Annotated in this window: 21 protein-coding genes; 10 read left to right on the top strand and 11 right to left on the bottom strand. The window is 40.6% G+C overall.

Translation table 11 applies throughout. The features are described 5' to 3' along the window. Positions 1–42: 42 nt before the first annotated feature. From cysM to B155_RS0104640, 3 genes are all read right to left on the bottom strand, one after another. Complete coding sequence (cysM, locus tag B155_RS0104650; protein ID WP_018127080.1) at positions 43–924, bottom strand: cysteine synthase CysM; 882 nt, start codon at positions 922–924, stop codon at positions 43–45. Beyond that, entirely contained in the window at positions 921–1,751 is an 831-nt protein-coding gene (locus B155_RS0104645; protein WP_018127079.1) for a serine O-acetyltransferase, read from the bottom strand. The genes cysM and B155_RS0104645 overlap by 4 nt, the downstream gene beginning before the upstream one ends. 79 nt (positions 1,752–1,830) lie before the next feature. Then, positions 1,831–2,817: a c-type cytochrome gene (locus tag B155_RS0104640; protein WP_018127078.1), complete on the bottom strand. Its 987-nt coding sequence runs from the start codon at positions 2,815–2,817 to the stop codon at positions 1,831–1,833. 195 nt (positions 2,818–3,012) lie between these two features. Here B155_RS0104640 and B155_RS0104635 point away from each other — a divergent pair, with 195 nt between their 5' ends. After that, positions 3,013–4,665, top strand: coding sequence for a M1 family metallopeptidase (locus tag B155_RS0104635; protein WP_018127077.1), 1,653 nt, complete (start codon positions 3,013–3,015; stop codon positions 4,663–4,665). A 30-nt stretch (positions 4,666–4,695) separates the two neighbouring features. Here B155_RS0104635 and B155_RS0104630 read toward each other — a convergent pair whose 3' ends face one another. The 3 genes from B155_RS0104630 to B155_RS0104620 all read right to left on the bottom strand — a co-directional run bounded on the left by B155_RS0104630 (position 4,696) and on the right by B155_RS0104620 (position 9,264). Next, on the bottom strand, positions 4,696–7,110 hold the full coding sequence (locus B155_RS0104630; RefSeq protein ID WP_018127076.1) for a TonB-dependent receptor: 2,415 nt from the start codon (positions 7,108–7,110) through the stop codon (positions 4,696–4,698). A 211-nt stretch (positions 7,111–7,321) separates the two neighbouring features. Then, positions 7,322–8,482 (bottom strand): iron-containing alcohol dehydrogenase, encoded by a 1,161-nt coding sequence (locus tag B155_RS0104625; RefSeq protein ID WP_018127075.1) that lies wholly within the window; start codon positions 8,480–8,482, stop codon positions 7,322–7,324. Between the two features lie 32 nt (positions 8,483–8,514). Further along, positions 8,515–9,264 carry an MBL fold metallo-hydrolase gene (locus tag B155_RS0104620; RefSeq protein ID WP_018127074.1) on the bottom strand — a complete coding sequence of 250 codons (750 nt, stop codon included), beginning with the start codon at positions 9,262–9,264 and terminating at the stop codon, positions 8,515–8,517. 206 nt (positions 9,265–9,470) lie between these two features. On the opposite strand from B155_RS0104620, the gene B155_RS0104615 reads away from it, so the two are divergent. From B155_RS0104615 to B155_RS0104595, 5 genes are all read left to right on the top strand, one after another. After that, a complete protein-coding gene (locus B155_RS0104615) occupies positions 9,471–10,196 on the top strand; it encodes a DUF305 domain-containing protein (RefSeq protein ID WP_040368223.1) in 726 nt (241 codons plus the stop codon). Between the two features lie 39 nt (positions 10,197–10,235). Continuing rightward, on the top strand, positions 10,236–12,245 hold the full coding sequence (locus B155_RS0104610; RefSeq protein WP_018127072.1) for an LVIVD repeat-containing protein: 2,010 nt from the start codon (positions 10,236–10,238) through the stop codon (positions 12,243–12,245). Positions 12,246–12,356: 111 nt separating this feature from the next. Then, complete coding sequence (locus tag B155_RS0104605; RefSeq protein WP_018127071.1) at positions 12,357–13,922, top strand: NAD(P)/FAD-dependent oxidoreductase; 1,566 nt, start codon at positions 12,357–12,359, stop codon at positions 13,920–13,922. Positions 13,923–13,924: 2 nt separating this feature from the next. After that, positions 13,925–15,052, top strand: coding sequence for a tRNA-queuosine alpha-mannosyltransferase domain-containing protein (locus B155_RS0104600; RefSeq protein WP_040368048.1), 1,128 nt, complete (start codon positions 13,925–13,927; stop codon positions 15,050–15,052). A gap of 53 nt (positions 15,053–15,105) precedes the next feature. After that, positions 15,106–15,669 carry a hypothetical protein gene (locus tag B155_RS0104595; RefSeq protein ID WP_018127069.1) on the top strand — a complete coding sequence of 188 codons (564 nt, stop codon included), beginning with the start codon at positions 15,106–15,108 and terminating at the stop codon, positions 15,667–15,669. 8 nt (positions 15,670–15,677) lie between these two features. Here the strand turns inward: B155_RS0104595 and B155_RS0104590 are convergent, their stop codons facing one another. From B155_RS0104590 to B155_RS0104570, 5 genes are read right to left on the bottom strand one after another with little or no spacing between them, the layout of a single operon-like run. Continuing rightward, the gene (locus tag B155_RS0104590; RefSeq protein WP_018127068.1) at positions 15,678–15,896 is read right to left on the bottom strand and encodes a VF530 family protein; all 219 of its coding nucleotides are present in this window, start codon (positions 15,894–15,896) and stop codon (positions 15,678–15,680) included. Continuing rightward, the gene (locus B155_RS0104585) at positions 15,893–16,648 is read right to left on the bottom strand and encodes a class I SAM-dependent methyltransferase (protein ID WP_240386246.1); all 756 of its coding nucleotides are present in this window, start codon (positions 16,646–16,648) and stop codon (positions 15,893–15,895) included. Before B155_RS0104585 ends, B155_RS0104590 begins: the two co-directional genes overlap by 4 nt. Positions 16,649–16,687: 39 nt before the next feature. Beyond that, positions 16,688–17,125, bottom strand: a complete 438-nt coding sequence (locus B155_RS0104580) for an SRPBCC family protein (RefSeq protein ID WP_018127066.1) — start codon at positions 17,123–17,125, stop codon at positions 16,688–16,690. A gap of 6 nt (positions 17,126–17,131) precedes the next feature. Further along, the gene (locus B155_RS0104575; RefSeq protein ID WP_018127065.1) at positions 17,132–18,061 is read right to left on the bottom strand and encodes an alpha/beta hydrolase; all 930 of its coding nucleotides are present in this window, start codon (positions 18,059–18,061) and stop codon (positions 17,132–17,134) included. Between the two features lie 32 nt (positions 18,062–18,093). Next, positions 18,094–18,519 carry a DUF1801 domain-containing protein gene (locus tag B155_RS0104570; RefSeq protein ID WP_018127064.1) on the bottom strand — a complete coding sequence of 142 codons (426 nt, stop codon included), beginning with the start codon at positions 18,517–18,519 and terminating at the stop codon, positions 18,094–18,096. A 62-nt stretch (positions 18,520–18,581) separates the two neighbouring features. On the opposite strand from B155_RS0104570, the gene B155_RS0104565 reads away from it, so the two are divergent. From B155_RS0104565 to B155_RS12980, 4 genes are read left to right on the top strand one after another with little or no spacing between them, the layout of a single operon-like run. Continuing rightward, on the top strand, positions 18,582–19,817 hold the full coding sequence (locus B155_RS0104565) for an Nramp family divalent metal transporter (RefSeq protein ID WP_018127063.1): 1,236 nt from the start codon (positions 18,582–18,584) through the stop codon (positions 19,815–19,817). Then, entirely contained in the window at positions 19,817–20,575 is a 759-nt protein-coding gene (pxpA, locus tag B155_RS0104560; protein ID WP_018127062.1) for a 5-oxoprolinase subunit PxpA, read from the top strand. The genes B155_RS0104565 and pxpA overlap by 1 nt, the downstream gene beginning before the upstream one ends. Beyond that, on the top strand, positions 20,550–21,248 hold the full coding sequence (gene pxpB, locus B155_RS12985; protein ID WP_018127061.1) for a 5-oxoprolinase subunit PxpB: 699 nt from the start codon (positions 20,550–20,552) through the stop codon (positions 21,246–21,248). The genes pxpA and pxpB overlap by 26 nt, the downstream gene beginning before the upstream one ends. After that, complete coding sequence (locus B155_RS12980) at positions 21,241–22,110, top strand: 5-oxoprolinase subunit C family protein (protein WP_018127060.1); 870 nt, start codon at positions 21,241–21,243, stop codon at positions 22,108–22,110. Before pxpB ends, B155_RS12980 begins: the two co-directional genes overlap by 8 nt. Positions 22,111–22,123: the final 13 nt, after the last annotated feature.

Genomic DNA, 22,123 nt, shown 5'->3' with positions numbered 1-22,123 from the left:
CAAAATTTTAAGGCATCTCAATTTCAGAGATGCCTTTTTTATTTATTCATCAAAAAGAGGAGAGCTGAGGTATCGATCACCTCGGTCGCATACTATACTAACTATTACGCCGTGATCTATTTCGTTGGCTACTTTCAAAGCAGCGGTCATAGCTCCGCCACTACTCATTCCGGCAAGAATAGCTTCTTCTTTTGCTAATCGTCGTGTCATGGTGGTGGCTTCTTCAGTACTTACATCAATAATACGATCAACACGATCTGCTTCATAAATTTTGGGTAAAAATTCTGGCGACCATCTCCTTATGCCCGGAATTCGTGAGCCATCTTTAGGCTGAGTACCTACAATCTGTACATCGCTATTTTGTTCTTTGAGATAACGAGACACTCCCATAATGGTACCTGTGGTTCCCATCGCTGATACAAAATGTGTGATTGCCCCTTGGGTATCTTCCCAGATTTCGGGACCTGTAGTTCTGTAGTGCATCTTATAGTTATCTGCATTCCCAAATTGATTGAGCATGAAGTAGTCTCCGGAGGCCGCCATTTCTTCAGCTAACTCTCTGGAATACTCTATAGTTTTTGCTTCAGGTGTGAGAATGAGTTCTGCTCCATAGGCACGCATTGTTTTTTTGCGCTCTTCAGTAGCACTTTCAGGCATAATGAGGGTGATATCTAAGCCCATGATGTTGGCAATCATAGCTAAGGCAATACCAGTATTTCCACTGGTGGCTTCTACCAAGCGGTCTCCCTTTTTTATTTCACCACGTTCTAAGGCGCCTGTAATCATACCATAGGCCGCACGGTCTTTAACGCTTCCTCCGGGGTTTTGACCTTCTAGCTTGGCATATATCTTCACATTTTTGTTCTGGTTGAGATGCATAATCTCAACTAATGGAGTATTTCCTATAATCTTATCTAAGCTCATGATTTATTCTCGTGTGTAGGGTTAGGCGTATACTGCTCTTGAATTACTTTCGTTTGATAGGTTACTCGGGTATCGGCTTCAACGCTATCGGTAAGCCACACATTTCCCCCTATCATTGATCCTCGCCCTATTATAGTTTTCCCTCCTAGAATAGTGGCATTGGCATACAATACTACATCATCTTCAATAGTTGGGTGGCGTTTCAACTTGGCATCTTCTTTCCTCACACTTAATGCCCCAAGTGTGACCCCTTGATATATTTTCACGCGGTTGCCAATAACGGTTGTTTCTCCAATTACTATACCCGTTCCGTGATCAATACAAAAGTGTGATCCAATAGTAGCACCAGGATGTATATCGATGCCCGTTTCGTTGTGAGCATGTTCGGTGATCATCCTCGGAATTATTTGAATTCCTTGTTTATACAACTGATGAGCAAATCGATAGGCAGCAATGGCATAGAAGCCCGGGTAAGATCGAATGACTTCTTCTGTAGATCGTGCAGCTGGATCCCCTTGATGCATGGCTTCTACATCTAAAACCAGTGCTTGGTAAACCTCAGGAATTTGGCTGAAAAATGAATCAACGTGCTCTTCAATGCTTTTGGGTAGCTGATGCTGTTGCGAAATTAACAGAGCGGCTAAATCCTTTTTTAAACCCTTTATGGTATGTAGAATGGCAGATTCTGAATCTAAAACTTCATTAGAGAAATTGGGGAAGAGGGTGCCCAAGAGTTTAGTGTAGAATGAGCTTACTTCTTCTTTCGAAGGGCACTGAGTGCACTCTGTATGTTTGGTTAAAAGGGTATGTAAAAAGTTCTTATCCATGGTTATGCTGTTTCAACCAAAGATAAGAACTTAAGGTTCTGATATCGAATTGCTTAAACCAATGAGCTCAATCGAGATTCTATTCTCCATTTGGAGGAGTGAATCTAGTTACTAGGTTCTTCACTGGTTTAATGCTTCTCAAGTATGCGTAAATAGCAGAAAGTTCTTCTTCGCTCATCTTGGAATAATTCATCCATGGCATCACCGTATTGTATTCACCTTCTTGTATTGGGTAATGCTGGAAGGTGGAGTCATTATGGCTTTTGAACCTCTTAATGAATGCTTCTTCTGTCCATGCACCTATACCTGTGCTTTCATCGGGTGTGATGTTAGCCGTGCGAACGGTTCCCCCCGTTTTTAAAGTAAAGGGTGAACTACCAGCCAAAGTTAATTCTTCAATAAAAGCACCTTTATTCCGGGGTGTATGGCAGTCGTTACAACTAGCTGCATTCACAAGATACTTACCATAGGCAATTTTATTGCTTGGCGAAGGACGTTCAGTAAAGTTTGCTGGTTTGGGAATGGTGTTGATGATAAAGTTCATCGGGAAATCTGAAGTTGATTCCGGTACCGTACTTTCAATAGGTTCTAAGGTACGTAAGTAGGCAATTACTGCTTTGATATCCTCTTCATCCATTTTGGCATAATTCTCATAGGGCATAATCGGAAATAGCGCCCGCCCATCTTTACTCACACCAGTTGTGATACTGTGAAAGATTTCACCGTCAGTCCATGAACCCAACTCTGCAGGCGTGATATTTGTAGAGTAATAAGTGCCCGGCAAAAGCTCGGCTTTCCCAAATTCAACACCACCTGCACCAAACTTAGTGCTATCCAGCGGATTGGTGAATTTTTTTGTGTCGTGAGGAGTGTGGCAATACATACATGCCATTACATTATTGGCTAAATGCCTACCTCGTTCGATGCGTTCTTGAGTTAACTCAATGTTCATTTCAGGAGCTTCACCTGCATTTGGAAGTGCTGTGGATATATATGTTAATCCTATACCTACAAGAAGTAGAAATGCTATTAAAACCCCGCTTATGATTTTTAATCCCTTTTTCATGACCCTATTATTTTATGTTGAGGGAACTCTCCATACCCCTATTCCCCATGTACTTAGATGCTTATAAAAATAACAATTGGTTCCAAAATTCCTAACCTAACCCTTTAAAAACTACAAGTGGGGGATACATTGAGGAAATCGTGCCCGAACTTTCTGTATATTCGTCGAAATTGAAAATCTACGATTCTACTATTCATGAAAATCATATCGTTTCTATTATTAGCCTTCTTATTTCTATCTGATGTAGCACATGCTCAACTTTTTGGTAGAGAAGCAACATTCACTAAGCAAGACACCTTACGAGGAAGTATAACTCCTGAACGTGCATGGTGGGATTTAACCTACTACCATCTTCAAATGCAGGTACATCTCGACGATAGCACCTTTTCGGGTTCAAATACCATTCGATATAAAGTGGACTCGCTTACCACGAATCGTATGCAGGTAGACCTTCAGGCTCCAATGAGAATTACTAAAGCCGAGCAGAATGGGAAAACTTTAAACATTGAACAAGTTGGAAGTGCCTATTTCATTGAGACGCAAAAACCTAATGAAGTTGGTGAAGAGCATGAGGTTGTAGTGTACTTCGAAGGCAAACCACATAAAGCGATACGTGCACCATGGGATGGTGGTATTACTTGGACACGTGATCAGAATGGGAATCCATTTATTGCTTCATCAAACCAAGGTATTGGAGCGAGTATTTGGTGGCCTAATAAAGATCATGGGTATGACGAGCCTAATAATGGAATGAAGTTGAGTATTCGTGTGCCTGATCCTTTAATGAATGTATCTAATGGTAGATTAGTGGAAGAGGAAAAGCATGGTGATGGAACCACCACTTGGCATTGGGAGGTGATCAATCCGATCAATAATTATGGGGTGAACATTAACATTGGTGACTACAAGCATTTTAAAGAAATCTATGACGGTGAAAAGGGCATACTCGACATGGATTTTTATGTACTCAGTTACAATCTCGAAAAGGCGATGACACATTTTGCTGATGCAAAGCGCACTATGCAAGCCTTTGAGTATTGGTTTGGGCCCTATCCATTTTATGAAGACAGTTTCAAACTTGTGGAAGCTCCTTATTTAGGTATGGAGCATCAGAGTTCGGTGACTTACGGCAATGGATATCAAAAAGGATATTTAGGTCGTGATTTAAGTCAGTCGGGGTGGGGACTTAAATTCGACTTTATCATTATTCATGAAACGGGACACGAATGGTTTGCCAATAACATCACTTACAAAGATGTTGCAGATATGTGGATTCATGAAAGTTTTACCAATTACTCCGAGTCTTTATTTCTTGAGTATCACTATGGGAAAGAAGCCGCAGATGAATATGTGATTGGTACTCGCTTAGCTATTCAGAATGATCGCCCGATTATAGGTATCTACAATGTGAATTATGAGGGCTCGTCTGACATGTATTATAAAGGAGCGAACATGCTTCATACCATACGTCAGTTAGTTAACAACGATGAAGCTTGGAGAGCCTTACTGCGTGGTTTAAATAAAGATTTCTATCATCAAACTGTAAGCTCAGCAGAGATTGAAGCATATATGACGGAGAAGACTGGATTAAACTTAAAGCCAGTATTCGATCAATACTTAAGAGATTACAGAGTGCCCATTTTGGAGTATTCATTCAAGAATAATCAACTGTTATATCGTTGGGGCAATGCTGTTCGAGGCTTCAATATGCCAGTGAAAGTATACATTGATGGCAAGGAAACGATGCTAGAACCTACCACTAGTTGGAGAGCAATGAACAGTAGAGGGGAAGATCTTGAAGTAGATAAGAACTTTTATGTAGGCTCAATGAATGTTCTGGGGAATTAACCTCAGAACATCCAAAGGCTTTAAAATAGTTTAGAAGTACGCGTGTAAAGCTAGGAAGAAGTTTCTTCCTGGGGCTGCAATTCCTGATGAGTATGGTTTGTAGCGTTGATCGGTAATGTTATCGATACCCGTGCTTACCATAAAAGAATCACTTAATTGATACACAGAGTTTAGATTCAGTGTGTACCAAGAGGGTGAATATGGAAGGCCTCTAGTGTTGCTGGCATAGATATAATCTTTGCTCTGTTCCGATGGTGCTAAGTCTTCATGTTTTATTTCGCCGTTGTATTCAGCAAATAAATCAACTTCAAGTCCGCTCATTGTGTAGGTTAAATGAGTGGAACCAAAGGTAGGGGCTGCATGGCGAAGGGGAGCATAGCTTCCATCTTCTTGCTCTTCTTCTCCTTTTTGTATATTCAGTTTTGAGGACAAGCTAAACCCGGATGGTAGTTCAAGGCGAATACCCGCTTGTATACCGTACACTCGAGCATAAGCCGCATTTTGAATAGCTTGAACCTTGCTGTTTTGCCCGTCATACATGATGCTATCTTGGCCATTGATGGTGAAGTCTCTGCGAATTAGTGCATCACTCAGGATGGTATAATAACCCGTTAAATCAATCTTGAGTGCTTCATTGATAACCTTCACAAAACCGATGTCGGCATTGTAAGCATATTCTGGTTTTAAGTTCGAGTTTGGCACTACCACTGAACCCGGCTCGGAATCAAATACTTTGGCTGCATCATCAATGTTTGGTGCTCTATAACCTGTGGAAAGGTTGGCACTCATTTGAAGGGATTCATCAGGACTGTATGAAATGCCGGCACTACCAGTAATAGCCCCTTCATTGATAGAAACATCGTTAAATGGGATAGGGTAATAAGTAGGGTCGAAGCTCGCATCTAAATAAAAGTGACTGTATCTAAAACCCGACTGTAGGGTAACTTGATTAGATATTTTGAACCTATGACTCAGGTAACCCGAGAATGAATTCCAATCAGAACCATCGGGGTAACGTGTAGAAGTTGGAGTGCTTTGCTCGTCCACAATGTCGGTTATTTTCCCCGTTGATGAGATATCGTTGAAAACCATCTCAGCTCCATAAAACAAACGGTGTTTTTTCGAAGCATTCTTCTCCAGATCAAGATTCAAGGTATATACATCTACTTGTTCTGTTCGTGATCGAAGGTTACGCGATTGATAATCACGATCATGTCTACTCTCTTCAAAAAATTGCGTGGATAAAGTTAGGCTAGCTTGATCAAACACAGAGTTACTATCCTGCAATAACACATTCAGATTGTGCATTCGCCAAATTTGAGGCCCATAATACCACTCAGCTGAGCGAGGTTCGCCATTGCGTGTTCGAATCAAACGATCGTATCGATCCATATCCGACGACTCAGACACATGTAAGCCGTAGTTTATATCCCATTTACTATTGGGTTGCCAGCGAAGTTTCTGAGTTAAATTAAATTGATTGAACCCTGTTGGAGTTTGCAGTTCCGGGTCGCCAGACATATTTACCGAATCGTTTCCATTTGGTGAAGGTATTACATAAAAACTACGTAGGTATTCGCTTGGGCCATACGATCCAATTCTTAAATCATCGTAGCTGGTATAACTTACACTGGTAAAAGATCCGAATTTCTTCCATCCTAAACTGAGTTCGCCATGATTGGTGAATTCACTGTTTGCTGATGAAGCACGTGATACCACTTTCCCTTTAGCTAGGATGCCATCACCAGTTGCAAATTGAGGTTTTACGCTATAGAAACTCATCACACCACCGATAGCATCACTGCCGTAGATAACAGAGCCTGGACCAAAAATGATTTCAGTATCCTGAAGGGCAAAGGGATCGATGGAAATTACATTGTGAACATTCCCACTTCGGAAAATGGCCGTATTCATTCGTACTCCATCAATAGCGAGTAAGACTCGATTGGTCGCAAAACCACGAATCATAGGGCTACCACCCCCTAACTGACTTTTTTGAACGTAAACTTCACCTGAAACAGTGAGTAAGTCGGCTGCGGTTTGAGGGTTGCGCAATCGAATTGTGTTGGGTTGAATAGTGGTTACTTTTAAGGGAACTTCACGCGTTTCTTGCTTCCATCGTGCAGCAGATACCACCATTTGATCTAAAGTGAGTTCAGAAGGGATTAGCCTCACTTCGAAGTCGTTGCGCTTTAATTTGCTAAAAGTAGTTGAAATGGTTCGGTAGCCAACTAGTCTAAAGTGAATTTCAGAAGATGATTTAAAGGCCTCAACATCCGCCTTACCACGAGAATTGGTGGAAGCAGAGAGGTTCATATCTTCGTTGTAGATTAAAACAAACTCTAAAGGTTGACCTGTTAAATCATCAGTTACGGTAACTGTTTGTGCAAGAGTTGGGCTTACTGAGATGATAAATAAGAAAGTAACTAGTAGCAGTTCCCTCATATACGTTTCGTTTTCTATTCGTTAAAACAATTGAGAATATATAATAACCTTAGGCTTAAAAAATTGTGTAATTATACCCTTTTAATTCAGCTATTGGGGCACTTTTTTGAAATGTTTTGTAAAAGGAAATCCAAGCCTACACAATCCAAGCGCTTATATTAAAAAAGCCGACTCGATATAAATCAAGTCGGCCTGTAATTAGTGTGCAAGCTTAATAGCTCATGCTTACAATTTTAGCGGCGTCATCAGGAGTTACATTTTTGCGTTCTCCTAAACCTTCCCAGCCACGTTCTTTAAAACGTTTAGCGATGATCTCAGCTGTGCCTTCATAGTCTTCGGTATAAGCAGAAAGCTTGGTATCGATTTCTAATGAGTGGAAGTACTCTTCTGTTTTCTGAATAGCTTGTTCGGCAATTTCTTCAATGGTTCCACCACGAATTCCCCAAACACGTTCGCCATACTGTGCTAGCTTCTCTTTCTTATCTTCAAAATTATGGCGTAAATGGCTAGGGTGAATGATAGCTAATGTTCTGGCATGATCAATACCATACAAGGCCGTTAATTCATGCGCCATCATATGTGTTGCCCAATCATTCGGTGTTCCCATTCGAAGTAGTCCATTAAGCGCCATGGTACAACTCCACATAAAATCGGAAGCCGCATCATAATCAGAAGGATCTTTCATGATTTTTGGTGCCACTTCAATAAGGGTCTGCATTACGCTTTCAGCAATACGGTCTTGTAGTTTGGCCGCTACAGGGTAAGTTAGATATTGCTCGATTACGTGCGAAAATGAATCCACTAGACCATTGGCAATCTGTCGTTTTGGAATTGAATGAACCACTTCGGGATCTAATACAGAGAATTGAGGGAATAAGCCTGGCCCACCCATGGTTCTCTTTTCTTTTGTTTCAGCACGTGTGATTACAGAACCAGAATTCATTTCTGAACCGGTAGCAGGTAGAGTGAGTACAGTTCCAAAAGGAACTCCTTCATAGGTACGGATGCCTTTGGCAAGTATATCCCATGCGTCTTCGCCATCAAATTTCGCAGCCGATGAAATAAACTTCACTCCATCTATAACAGAGCCTCCACCAACAGCTAATAGATAATCGATGTTTTGATCTTTCACAATCTTAACGGCTTCCATCAAAATGGCATATTCAGGATTTGGGGGCACCCCTTGGAATTCTACCACTTCAAAGTCTTCTAAAGCTTTTGTTACTTGATCGTACACTCCATTCTTTTTGATGCTTCCCCCACCATACACCATAAGTACTTTGGAGCCTTCAGGGATTTCGTTCTTTATTTTAGCGATTTGGCCTTTACCAAAGAGTACTTTGGTTGGATTATGAAATTCGAAATTCAACATGTGTTGAGTGCGTCCTTAATTTAAATTCTTATTTACTTCGAGTACCATTGTTTAAGTACAACATTGATGCCAGAGTCGGCTTCAGTCACAATTTCTTTGAATCGGTTTATATCTTGCCCTCTATGATGGTATGGATATAAAATGGCAGGCTTAAATTCTAACACAGCACTTGCCGCTTGATAGATATCCATAGTGTAGGGTAAGTTCATGCACACAAAGGCGATGTCAATATTTTCAAGTGCCCTCATCTCAGGAATGTCTTCAGTATCCCCTGATAAATAGACATGCTTGCCGCCAAAATTGATGACATATCCATTTCCACGACCTTTTCGATGCCTTGAGTTTTCATCATCTGGGAGGTTATACATTGGAATGGCTGTTACTTGGAAGCTTACCTCATCCGTCGTTTCACCATTATTGAGAACCAGTATCTGCGACTTCTTAACTCCTTCAAGTCGATCGGCAACAGCTTGTGGCACAATGAATGTAGTATTGCTTATATCTAGCTGGCCGAGAGTTTGTTGATTGAGATGATCACCGTGAATATCCGTGATTAAGATGATGTCTGGGGCTTTAAAAAATTCGAACTTTTCTGCACCCCCATAAGGGTCAACAAAAATCGTTTTATCATCAAAGGTGAAGGCAACCGTTCCATGATTGATAGGGTAGATGGTTAAATCACCCATTTCAGTTTTGTAGCTGTCGGCACTGCTATCTAGTTGAGCATAGCTGTGACTAGATAAGAATAGTAGGCCGAGGATGAGGGATAGGAGAGATTTCATGGCGAAAAATTTAAAGTTTCTATTTGAGGGTATAATTCATTTGAAATAGATTCCATTCAGTTTAGTTGAAAAATATATTTCTTCTTGTCGATGTGTAAGATATAGTTAAATTGTGCCTATGTAACAACGAAGCTTTGATTTTGTCTTTTTACAGGCGAATGGTTACCGTAAAGCTTCAAAATAATAAACCTCAGAAATTGACTTCTATGAATCCTAAACGACTGTTTACAAGCTTAAGAGTACCCATGGTACTCATTGGCGGAGCAGTACTTTTTGGAATGGCTTGTAAAAGCTCAGAAACCGTACAATCAAACGATATCAAACCCACCCGATCTACGGCAGAACTCGAAGAGCTTTATTGGGCTCGTCGTGACAGTGCAAAGATGAACTTCACACAAGCAGATGTAGATTTCATGACAGGAATGATAGGGCACCATGCGCAGGCATTAATTATGTCTCGTTTAGCTCCAGAAAATGGAGCAAGTCCTTCGGTTCAAACTTTAGCCGCACGTATCATCAATGCTCAGAAAGATGAGATTGCTACGATGCAACGCTGGTTAAAAGACAGAGGCCAACCCGTTCCTGAAGTACATATCGATGGTCTAAACCTAATGATACATGGTGCTGGATCACAGCATGCTGGTCATGGCGATCATACAATGATGCCGGGAATGCTTACGCAAGCACAACTAGTGGAGCTTAGCAAAGCTAAAGGCGAAGAGTACGACAAGTTATTTCTCAAATACATGATTGAGCATCATCAGGGCGCTGTAACTATGGTTAAAAAATTAATCAATACAGACGGCGCTGTACAAGATGAAGCGGCTTTTAGATTAGCTACTGATATCAATGTAGACCAGATCACAGAAATAGAACGCATGAAATTGATGCTGAGAGAAATCGAACTCGGCGATACCAACAGTGCGAATTAACCACTACGAATTAACATTTAACATTCATAAAAACTCACTATGAAAAAACGTTACCAATCTAAATTTATAACCAAAGGAGTTCGGGCTTCATTGCTAATGCTTACAGCATTAACGGTGACTTACGCTTGTTCTTCTTCTACCCCGATGATGGATGCTAATTATTCAGCACCTGATGTTCGATCAATAGAACGTATCAACAAGCCAACTCCAGATCCTCGTGTAGGACTAGAGCCCGGTTTATTTGATGCAGAAGAAGCATTTTGGAATCTTGAAATGCTATCACAAACGCCTCCACCATCCGACTTTGTTGGCGTTACTAACTCAGATTTAGCATTCAAAGACAACTATGTATTTCAGGGAAACTACAACGGTATTATTGTTTGGGATGTAAGCAATCCGAAACAACCTGAATTGGTTAAAGATTATTTATGCCCGGCTTCACAAAGTGATGTTTCTGTGTATGGAGACCTTTTATTTGTATCGGGAGAAGGCTACAGTGGTCGTTTAGATTGTGGTACTGAAGGTGTTCAAACAGCGGTAAGTAAAGACCGTTTACGTGGTATTCGTATTTTCGATATCAGTGATGTTCAAAACCCAGAGTATGTTGCAAATGTTCAAACATGCCGTGGTTCACACACGCACTCTGTACTAAAAGATCCAAATGACGATGATAATGTATACATCTATGTGTCTGGTTCAGCTTCGGTTCGTCCAGAAGAAGAATTGCCAGGCTGTGTAAGTGCACAACCTGAAGAAGATCCAAATTCTGCTTTATTTAGAATTGAGGTGATTAAAGTGCCTCTCGATAATCCTACTGAAGCGGCTATCGTAAACTCTCCACGTATTTTTGAAGATCTAAAAGCTCCACCTACACACGGACTTGCTCCTGCAGATATTGCTAAAGTTGAAGAAGCTAAAGCAAACGGTGCTATTACTTACACAAGAAATGGAACTGAGCGTGTACTACCTGAAAACTTTGCGCGTGCTCTATTGAATGAAATTGTTAAGCAGCGTGGTGGAACAGGTGAGCCAACTGAAGAAGATCGTGAGACGTTAAGAGCGAATATCGATTCTATTATTGCAGCTCGATTTGGTTCAGGCGAAGGTGGCGAACGTAAAGGCCCAACTCAGTGTCATGATATCACACTATATCCTGAAATTGGATTAGCAGGTGGTGCATGTGAAGGGTATGGTTTATTACTTGATATCTCCGACCCTGCAAACCCATTCCGTATTGATGCCGTAGCTGATTCAAACTTTGCTTACTGGCACTCTGCTACCTTCAGCAACGATGGCGAGAAAGTATTATTCACGGATGAGTGGGGTGGTGGTGGCCAGCCTAAGTGTCGTGCAACCGATCCAATGGAATGGGGTGCAAACGCTATTTTCACTCTCGAAAATGGTAAGATGAAATTTGAAGAGTACTTCAAAATGCCAGCCGCTCAAACAGAATTAGAAAACTGTGTAGCACATAATGGTTCACTTATTCCAGTACCAGGCCGTGATATCATGGTTCAAGCATGGTACCAAGGTGGTATTACAGTATTCGATTGGACAGATCCTAAAAACCCAGTTGAGATTGCATTTCACGATCGTGGACCAGTTTCAGGTGAAGAAATGGGTAACGGCGGTAGCTGGTCGGTGTACTGGTACAACGGCTTAATCGTGAGTTCTGAAATTGCTCGTGGTTTAGATGTATTTGAGCTAAAGGCTAGTCCATACCTAACTGAAAATGAAATTGCAGCAGCGAATACTGTTCAGTTAGACTACTTGAACCCACAAGGTCAGCCTAAATTTGTATGGCCAGCATCTTTTGCTCTATCAAAAGCATATGTTGACCAATTAGATAGAAACGGTGAACTAAACAGCACTGGACTATCTATGGTGCGCCAAGGATTAGCTAACGCAGAAGCATCTCCTTCAAAGAAAAGAAGCAAAATGTTAGCTTCTTTAGCTACTGAAGTTGAAGCAATGGCGGGCTCTTCTAAAAACAGTGCTAAAGTGAGAATGTTAGCTGCCAGCATTAGAGAGTTAGCAGCGAACTCTTAACCCAGAGAAAAATTACGTATCTTTGGTTTTATTAAGCCTTGATATAGTGGCAATATGATTGTTACTGTATCAAGGCTTTTATATGTGATCTAGATTGATAGAACCGATACGATGCAGAAAGAACTACAGCTACAAGTTACACCCGAACAAGCCGCCAATGGCGAGTTACTAAAACAATATGTAACACATACTACAGATATCGCAATGGATGATATAACGTATGTGGAGATCTTAAAAAGATCGATAGATGCGCGCCAGAAAGAGGTGAAAATAAACCTCAAAGTTCGAGTGTATATCAATGAAGAATATGTAGCTCCAGAGATCACAAAACCAAGCTATGAAGATGTAAGCAACCAACCGCCGTTGCTGATTATAGGTGCAGGCCCAGCCGGACTTTTTGCAGCCCTCAAGTGCTTGGAAGTAGGACGTAAGCCCATTGTTTTAGATCGCGGTAAAGATGTAAAGGCTCGAATAAAGGATCTCAAAAACATCAATGTAAACCACATTGTGAATCCAGACTCTAACTATTGTTTTGGTGAAGGAGGGGCAGGAACCTACTCGGATGGTAAACTGTATACCCGTTCCAAAAAGAGGGGAGATGTTCAAGAGATTTTAAAACTCTTAGTTGCCTTCGGTGCTAAACAAGAAATTACGGTAGATGCCCATCCTCATATCGGCACAAATAAATTGCCCAAAATCATAGCGGCCATTCGTAATCATATTCGTGAGTTTGGGGGCGAGGTTCATTTCGAACAGAAAGTAGTTGATATCCTTGTGGATTCTGATGCAGTACAAGGTGTGCGAACAGCGGACGGTACACTATTTGAAGCTCCTCAAGTGCTTTTAGCAACGGGGCATTCAGCCCGAGATATTTTTGAATTACTGTATGAAAAAGGTATCGAGATTGAAGCTAAACCTATAGCGATGGGTGTAAGAGTGGAGCATGAGCAAAAGCTTATCGATTCTATTCAGTATAGCTGTGAAGATAGAGGGGAATATTTACCACCAGCACCCTATCGCATTGTGAAGCAAGTTAATGACCGCGGAGTATATTCATTTTGTATGTGCCCAGGTGGGGTAGTAGCGGCATGTGCCACGCACCCAGGGGAAGTGGTTACCAATGGATGGTCGGGTTCTCAGCGTTCTAGGCCTACAGCGAATTCAGGCATTGTGGTAGAACTTCGCTTAGAAGATTTTAAGGACTACGAGAAATATGGACCTCTAAGAGTGATGGAATTTCAGAAAGCCATTGAACAAAAAGCATGGGAGCTAGCAGGTAAAACCCAACGAGTACCCGCACAACGGTTGGTCGATTTTACTAAAGGCAAAGTATCAACAGATCTTCCTAAAACATCTTATTCTCCAGGTTTAACTTCTGCGAACCTTAAAGAATTATTCCCTGATTTTATGTACGAAGCCTTACGAAAAGGCTTTATAGAGATGAATAAAAGCATGAAAGGCTACCTAACAAACGAGGCTGTAGTTCATGCACCTGAATCTCGAACCTCATCGCCTGTGCGAATTCCTAGAAATCGTGAGACTTTGGAACATGTGCGAATTAAAGGATTATATCCATGTGGAGAGGGTGCAGGCTATGCTGGCGGTATCATCTCTGCAGCTATAGATGGAAGAAAATGTGTGGAAGCTGCACACAAAATTTTTAATCAAACTCAGTAACTATCGGTTCCTCAAAAAAACTACATATAGTATTACTAGAACCTTTTTTCTCAGGATCACATCAGCAATGGGCTGAAGGTCTAAAAAAACACTCATCTCATCGCATTGAGATACTTAGTTTAAAAGGTCGACACTGGAAATGGAGAATGCATGGGGGCGCTATAAGCCTTGCAAAACAATTTAATGAGCTCACTGAAAAACCCGATTTGATATTGGGAACGTCGATGCTCGATTTAACGACTTTTTTGGCGTTAACAAGAGAAAAGTCATCAGGGATACCTGTTGCCATCTACTTCCACGAGAACCAGCTAACCTATCCGTGGTCGCCTCAGGATAGAGACCTCAAAAAGAAAAGAGACAATCACTACGCATTTATAAACTATGTATCTGCGTTAAGTGCCGATAAAGTATTCTTCAATTCAGAATACCATAAAAAGTCGTTTCTAGGCAGCCTGCCTAGTTTTTTGAAGCAATTCCCTGATAAACGAGAGAAAGATCAGTTAAAAGGCCTAACAGAGAAGAGTGAAGTATTGCCATTGGGATTAGACCTAAGCCGATTTGATGACTACAGAGATTCAGACAAAGAGAAGCAATCGGAACCGGTAATACTGTGGAATCATAGATGGGAATATGATAAACGACCGAAAGCTTTTTTTAAGCAATTGTTCCGGCTCAAAGAACATGGCCATGCTTTTAAGTTGGTTGTTCTTGGTGAGCAAAATGATGTGAACCCGCCCATTTTTGAAGAAGCCAAAGAGCACTTGAAAGACGAAATACTTCACTGGGGCTATGCCAATACTTTTGAAGAATATGCACGATGGCTTTGGAGAGCAGATATACTCCCAGTAACCTCAAAGCAGGATTTTTTCGGCGGCAGCGTGGTGGAAGCCATGTATTGCGATTGCCACCCAATACTACCGAATCGTTTAGCATACCCTGGGCATTTCCCTAAGAAGATACGGCGCGATTACTTGTATGAAGAGGGTGAACTTGAAGTACGTTTAGAAACAGCTCTCGAAACTTTTATGTATCTCCGCCAGATCGATTATCAATCACTTGTAAAGCATTACGATTGGTCTGAATTGATTGAGAACTATGACGACGCACTAAGAAATGTAGTTGAGTTGTAACATCCATAGTTGTTGATAGTAAGAGCCATAAATTTTTGGATAAAAACAGATTTATGGACCTATCAATACAGACTTTGCTTTCTCATCTTGAATTGGCTGCTCGTATTTATGCAGCTATAAAATTGTCGATTTACGGCTTAGGTAAAATAGTAGGTGGACAATTCTACCAAAATGAAATACCAGAGGCCGTGAACTCCCTACCTATATCAGAGCTATCGGGCTTCGATTTAGCATGGACATTCTTTGGGTACTCATTTGGCTATATACTGTTTATAGGTGGCACTCAGTTATTGGGTTCAATCATGTTACTATTCCAGAGAACTAAAATTCTTGGGGCAGCCATTTTAATTCCCGTACTGCTAAACATTATTGTAGTGGATTACTTTTACGAGATTTCGACAGGAGCAATGCTAAGCGCCATAAGTTATTTACTAGCAATCAGCTTTGTATTGGTTTATAACCGCGATCGAGTGATTGAAGCCGTGAAGTCGGTATTAGTTAAGAATGAGAAGACTCATCCCTTAAAGCAGAAAGTAACTCGAGTGGTTATCGCTTTTGCTTTTTTAGTGGTACTTATGTTTTTAGAGAATGAAATGTTAACTCTAGTAAGTAGGTAATTCAGAAATTACTCTGCAAAAACATCAAGCCAAAGTGCTTCTACTTCATCTCTTGCCCATTGGTGGCGACGTAGAAATTTAAGACTGCTTTTTACAGTGGGCTCGTTTTTGAAACAGTTGATATCAACATGATAGCTTAATTGCTCCCACCCGTAGTAGTTAACTAAGTCTTCTACTATTTGTTGAAGTTTAACGCCGTGTAATGGATTGTTAGGCTGTGAATTCATTCTTGAGATATCAGATAGTATGCGCAGGTTGACACAAAATTCCTTAGTACAGGAATTTTAGCTATCAAAGATAACTGTTCTCTTACTTTAAGGTTGAATTTATAGGTGTAAATCGGATTGATAAAAAAGAGTTTCTTAGCCTTAAAATGGAGTCCACTTGCTTTTATAATTCGCTCAAAGCGTTCGATACTAATCCCCGTCAATTTAATATCCACTAAGTTCTGAATGTTCTTTTCAGACTCTCCACCAATTTTTAAAACCCATTTATAAACGGGCATTGGGAGTAAGTGAAAGAAGGGGAGATACATCAAAAATTTATTGCGGCACATTTGCTGGTGGCCACCGAATGGCATTTGCCAAGGCGGAAACCCAAAGAAAATATGTCCGTTAGGCGCTAGGAATTTTTTGAGTTCAGGAATAAAGCGTTCTTGATCAAAAATGTGTTCAATCACATCTTTTAAGATAATGATATCGAATGTGTGACCGATTTCATCTTCTACATCCACTTCATAAATATCCTTAGCTATAAAGGAGATTTGCCCTGATTCGACGGCTTCTGGTAAAAATGATTTAGCAAGTTCAACACGGCTTTCACTCAGCTCAATTCCTGTACAAGTATTCCCATGTTCGAGGAATGCTTTTAATACTCCAGCTTCAGCACAACCGATTTCAAGAACTTTGTAGGTCTCTTTTAGTGGAACAGACCCCTGTATAAAAGGAATGATGTATTCTTTTGAAGTGAGGTACTGCATGTTGAAGTACCTTTTTTTATCTGTATGAAACTCATACATCTACTGCTCGGCTACTTCTTTAAGCTTTGGTAAAACGGCTTTCCACCCTTTTTGAGTTTCTATATAGCGCACTTTGCCATTAGCTACATAGTTATAGCCTTTTTGAGTGATAGTAAGCTCTGTGCTACCATCTTGTTCTTCTAGCTCATAGATGATTACGATATAATTTTCGAGAATATCTTCGATTTCTGAGCCTGCAGGGAAAATGGTGTGTTCAAGAAGTTTATGAGGTTCAGATCGAATCACCTCACCTTTCACAACCGTTACATCTTTATCACCCTGTTTGATGAAATAGTTTGCCTTTGCTCCGGGAACCCAAGCACTCTCGCAACGAGAGCCAAACATATATTGCTCGATCTTGTCTGGGTTTGTAATTGTATCCCATACCTTTTCGGCAGAGGCGTTTATAGTAATATTGAATATAATACTGTTTTCCATAGTAGATTATTTAATCACCTTATTTAACCACGTTATCATAGATGAAAAAGCCTGATCACGGACATCTTTTTTAGAGAGAAATATATCGTGCATTCCTTTTTTAATCGGCAGGAAGGTAACTTTTTTTCCTAATTTCTTACCAATTTCTTTTATGTGCTCAATATTAAGTACAATATCCATTCCCAAAATCTCAGGGTCCCATTTTCTGGGCTTCTTAGATTTTTCTGAATGCATTACCAAAACAGGTACTTTTATATCGGACTTTTCTTTGAGTGTATTTTGAGCTTCGTGAATAGCTATTAACCATTTGAAGTATGCGGGAAACCCACGTTCGGGCTTCCATTCTTCTTTAAAGTCCCATTCTCCATAATATTTCTTATGGATGCTTTTGGTGTATAATAGGGAAAGTGGTTTTCGCTTATTAGCATAGGGCATGAAAAATGAGAATGCCTTTGCAGCTAACAGATTCCAGAATTTCGTTGATGAGTTCACATTAAATTCAAAAAAGGGAGAGTTCAATACCAATGAATGAACTTCATGTCTTAATTCACCAAAATTCATATACATCGAGCAAATTAAGCCACCCGTAGAGTGCCCTAACAGTATTATTGGTGCCGTGTGGGTATTGCGAATAATTTTGATAGCCTCGTTGATGTCTTCGTAGTATTCGTTTACATCTCTGCAATAATTGGGATGTTGATGAGGTAGTAAAGACCGGCCATATTTTCTTAAATCGAGTGCATAAAAATTATAGTTCGCTTCATGTACGGCTTCAGCTACATGAGGATGAAAAAAATAATCATTATACCCATGTACATATAGGATAACAGGGTTTCCATCTTGATTGAAGGTTGACCGCAATAAAGTGGCAATTACACGGCCTTCATAGTCATCTTCAAGCTCAATGGTAAAAGGTTCAAAATCGTTAAGTGTCATAGTAGATGTTAATAGACGTTCAAGACTTCTATTTAGTCAATGATGTCATATTTCTGTGAACAGGCTTCATAAGAGGCTTCTATTAACTCTCGAAGCACATTGATATCAACGTCGGCTAATTTTTTGATGTATAAACAGGATTTGCCTGTTTTATATTTCCCAAGTTTATCCATTAAATCCTGATGCCTAGGAAAGCCTGTCATCACATAAAGGGTAATGGCATTTACTCTATTACTGAATCCCGTCATAAGCATATCCCCTTCACGTCCGCTTTCATATTTATAGTGATAAGTGCCAAAACCCACTATAGCATGCCCCCACATTTTTGGACTTTTTTGAGTAACCTCTTTCATCATGTCGTGAATAACCGTGCAATCTTCTCTTCTTTGGTCATTTTCAATTGCAGCCAAATAATCAGAGACTTTCAAATCGGTAGGACGTGTTTTATTTTCTGCCATAGGTCGGATTTAACGGGTTACGTGAAGCAGGATTTTAACCCCTACATTCTATATACTCAAACATGAATTTTCAAATTAAGAAATACTTTGGTCCTAGTACCTTAGTAACCGCTGCTTTTATTGGTCCTGGAACCGTTACCGTTTGTACTCTTGCCGGTGTTAATTCGGGATATATGCTTCTTTGGGCATTATTGTTTTCCGTAATAGCCACCATCATTCTTCAAGAAATGACTGCTCGATTGGGGTTAATAACTCAAAAAGGTTTTGGAGAAGCAATTCGAAATGAACTGAAACAGCCTGTTCTCCGCGTAGCCGGTATACTACTAGTATTAGGCGCTATCGTAATTGGAAATGCGGCATATGAAGGGGGTAACATTTCAGGAGCGGTGCTTGGGTGGCAGGCTATAGTGGGAGAGTGGTCCATTAATGTAGGGGCAACAACTATTCGATTTACCCCACTTCTGATAGGCGTAATCGCATTTTGGCTATTGTTTTCAGGGAATTTTAAACGTATTCAGAATTTTTTGATAGGACTTGTGATCATCATGAGTGTGGTCTTTTTAACTACAGCCATTATCGTAGCTCCTAATTTAATGGATGTACTAAAGGGGTTATTAGTGCCCACAGCGGACGCCGATCAACTATTGACGGTAGTTGCCTTAATCGGAACTACTGTAGTGCCTTACAACCTATTCTTACATGCATCCTCTGTTCAACAGAAGTATCACTCACCAAGCCAGCTAAGTGATTTAAGGAAAGAAAATATCACAGCTATCGTACTTGGAGGATTGATTTCCATGACCATTGTAATCACAAGTGCGGCAGCTTTTGGAGGTGAGGGGGCAACGATATCGAGTGCGGCCGATATGGCGGTTCAACTCGAACCACTATTGGGTAGTTGGGCAAAATATTTCCTAGCATTGGGACTGTTTGCAGCGGGTATTTCATCTGCAATCACGGCGCCATTAGCCGCGGCTTATGCGGCCCGTGGCATTCTAGGTTGGCAGGTTGATATGCATCATATCAAATTTAAAACAGTATGGATGATCATTCTTGTAATTGGGGTACTCTTTTCGATGCTGAATTTTAAGCCTGTACAAATCATACAGTTTGCACAAGTGGCCAATGGAATTCTATTACCACTGATTGCTATTTTCCTTTTATATATCGTAAATAAGAAATCGTTATTGGGTGATTATGTAAATACACTCACTCAAAATATACTCGGTGTTATTGTTATAACAGTAGCACTATTAGTGGGATTTAGAAGTTTAAACTCAGTTTTTCAATTTCTTTAATGGAAATAAAAGTTGATCTGAATTGTGATTTAGGAGAATGGCGAACGGATGATGGCCCCAAAAAAGATGAGGCGATTATGCCTTATATCTCCTCATGTAATATTGCATGTGGTGGGCATATAGGGGATGTGAGAAGTATGACGAAAACGGTGGAATTAGCCCGTTCGTACGAAGTGGCCATAGGCGCCCATCCATCCTATCCTGATAGGTCAGGTTTTGGTCGCCGTGAAATGGAAATGGATCCAAATGAATTGAGCGACTCCATTAAGCAGCAGATTTTAAATCTAAATAGGATAGTTGAAGAGAATGGGAGTTCATTGCATCATGTAAAACCACATGGGGCATTGTACAACGCAGCGAGTGTTCAAGCTGAAACAGCAAACTTGATTTCAAAAGCAATTGTCGACTTAGATTTAAATGTAATCGTGTATGGGCAATCTGGGTCAAAATTTGAACAGGCAGCTATAGATCATGGCTTGGTCTTCAAAGCAGAAGTTTTTGCTGATCGTAGTTATAATGATGATCTGACCTTAAGGTCGCGAAAGTTAGAAGGAGCCGTGCTCAGTAATGCAGAAGCGGTGTTAGAGCAAATAAGATCAATGGTACTATCTAGTACAGTTACCAGCTATAATGGCAATACCTATCCAATAAAGGCAGAAACTATTTGCCTACATAGCGATACGGACGACGCTCAGTCATTGGCAAAAAGCATTCATAAGTTTTTAGAGGATCATGGAGTTAAAATCACTTCAGTTTAACGAAGTTGAGTGGCGTGTATTTCAACTTTCCGAATACGCCATTCTAATATCACCTGTGGGTGTGGTTGATCCATTACGTGAAGTTCATAAGGCAATGGCCGCATTCAATAGCCTGAAAGATGCAAGGGTATCCGAATTTATCCCTGCCTTCGATTCTATCACAATTCTATTCAATAGTTGGAAAGATGCCACTATACATGCCTTAGAAGACCTTTTTGCACAATTAAGCACTATAAATGTGACGGCATTAGCTCCTCAAAAACACATCGTGAAGGTATGTTATGAACTCGGTCTTGATTGGGCTGAGGTTGAGGCACATACGGGGTTAACTAAAGAAAATATCATCCAACAACATTCTGGTACTGAATACACTATTGCAATGATGGGGTTTTTGCCGGGCTTTATATTCTTAAAAGGATTGGACGAAGCATTGCATTGTCCAAGAAAAGAAAGCCCAAGAGTATGTTTGCCAGCGGGTTCGGTTGGAATTGGAGGGGCTCAAACAGGACTGTATTCCTTGCAAAGTCCAGGTGGGTGGCAAATTATTGGTCGATCACCGGAGTCTTTTTTTAATGCCAATGAACAACCACCTACTACACTTAATGCTGGTGATACCTTGATATTTCAGCCCATTACTGAATCGGAGTACCAAAAATTGAGTGCACATGGCTGATACTATAAAGATTTTGGACCCCGGTGTGTTTGCTACTATTCAAGATTTGGGTCGAGTAGGGTACCGAGAATATGGGGTTCCACTTTCAGGTGCGATGGACCAAACGGCAGCTAAACTTGCAAATAGGCTGGTTGGAAATCCCGCTCATTTTCCGGTGATTGAATTCACCTTAAAAGGAGGGAGCTTCAAAGTTCTGCATTCAGCTACCATTGCTATAACGGGTGCCGATATGAAAGCTACGCTGAATGAAATGAGCTTAGAAAGAAATCAGAGCATTAATGTACAAGCCGGAGACATCGTTAAGATGAATTATGCTCGTTCGGGGGTACGATCGTACTTGGCAATAGCGGGTGAATGGGACATAGAAAAAGTGATGGAGAGCTATTCAACTTTTGTGCCGGGGCATTTTGGAGGTTTCAACGGACAAACATTAAAAGGTGGTGATGTGATTTCAGTGAAAGAGCCGTCTACTTCGGAGTTAAAGCAAGCATCACCAAACGAAATTCCCTATTACAGCCATAAGTTAACGGTGGAACTCCTTCTCGGACCTGAATTTGAATACTTGTCAAAGGATGCTATTGAGCAATTAACCAACACTGAATTTAGCATTCAACCACAAAGCAATAGAATGGGAATCCGTTTGGCTTCAGATATCCCTTTACCAACTCCTAATCTTGAATTGAAATCATCGGGTGTTGTACCTGGGGTAATCCAATTACCTCCATCGGGACAGCCAATCATATTAATGAGAGATGCACAAACAGTAGGGGGCTATCCTCGCATTGCGAAGGTACGTGAGCATTACTTGGATCCATTAGCGCAAATGCAGGTAGGAAGTGTAATCCGATTTAAAATTTCATAATAAAGCACTTACC

Origin of the sequence: Balneola vulgaris DSM 17893, from assembly GCF_000375465.1 — a bacterium.
Lineage (GTDB): Bacteria > Bacteroidota > Rhodothermia > Balneolales > Balneolaceae > Balneola > Balneola vulgaris.
Note: the sequence above shows the minus strand (reverse complement) of the source record. Positions and strands in the feature narration are given on the sequence as shown.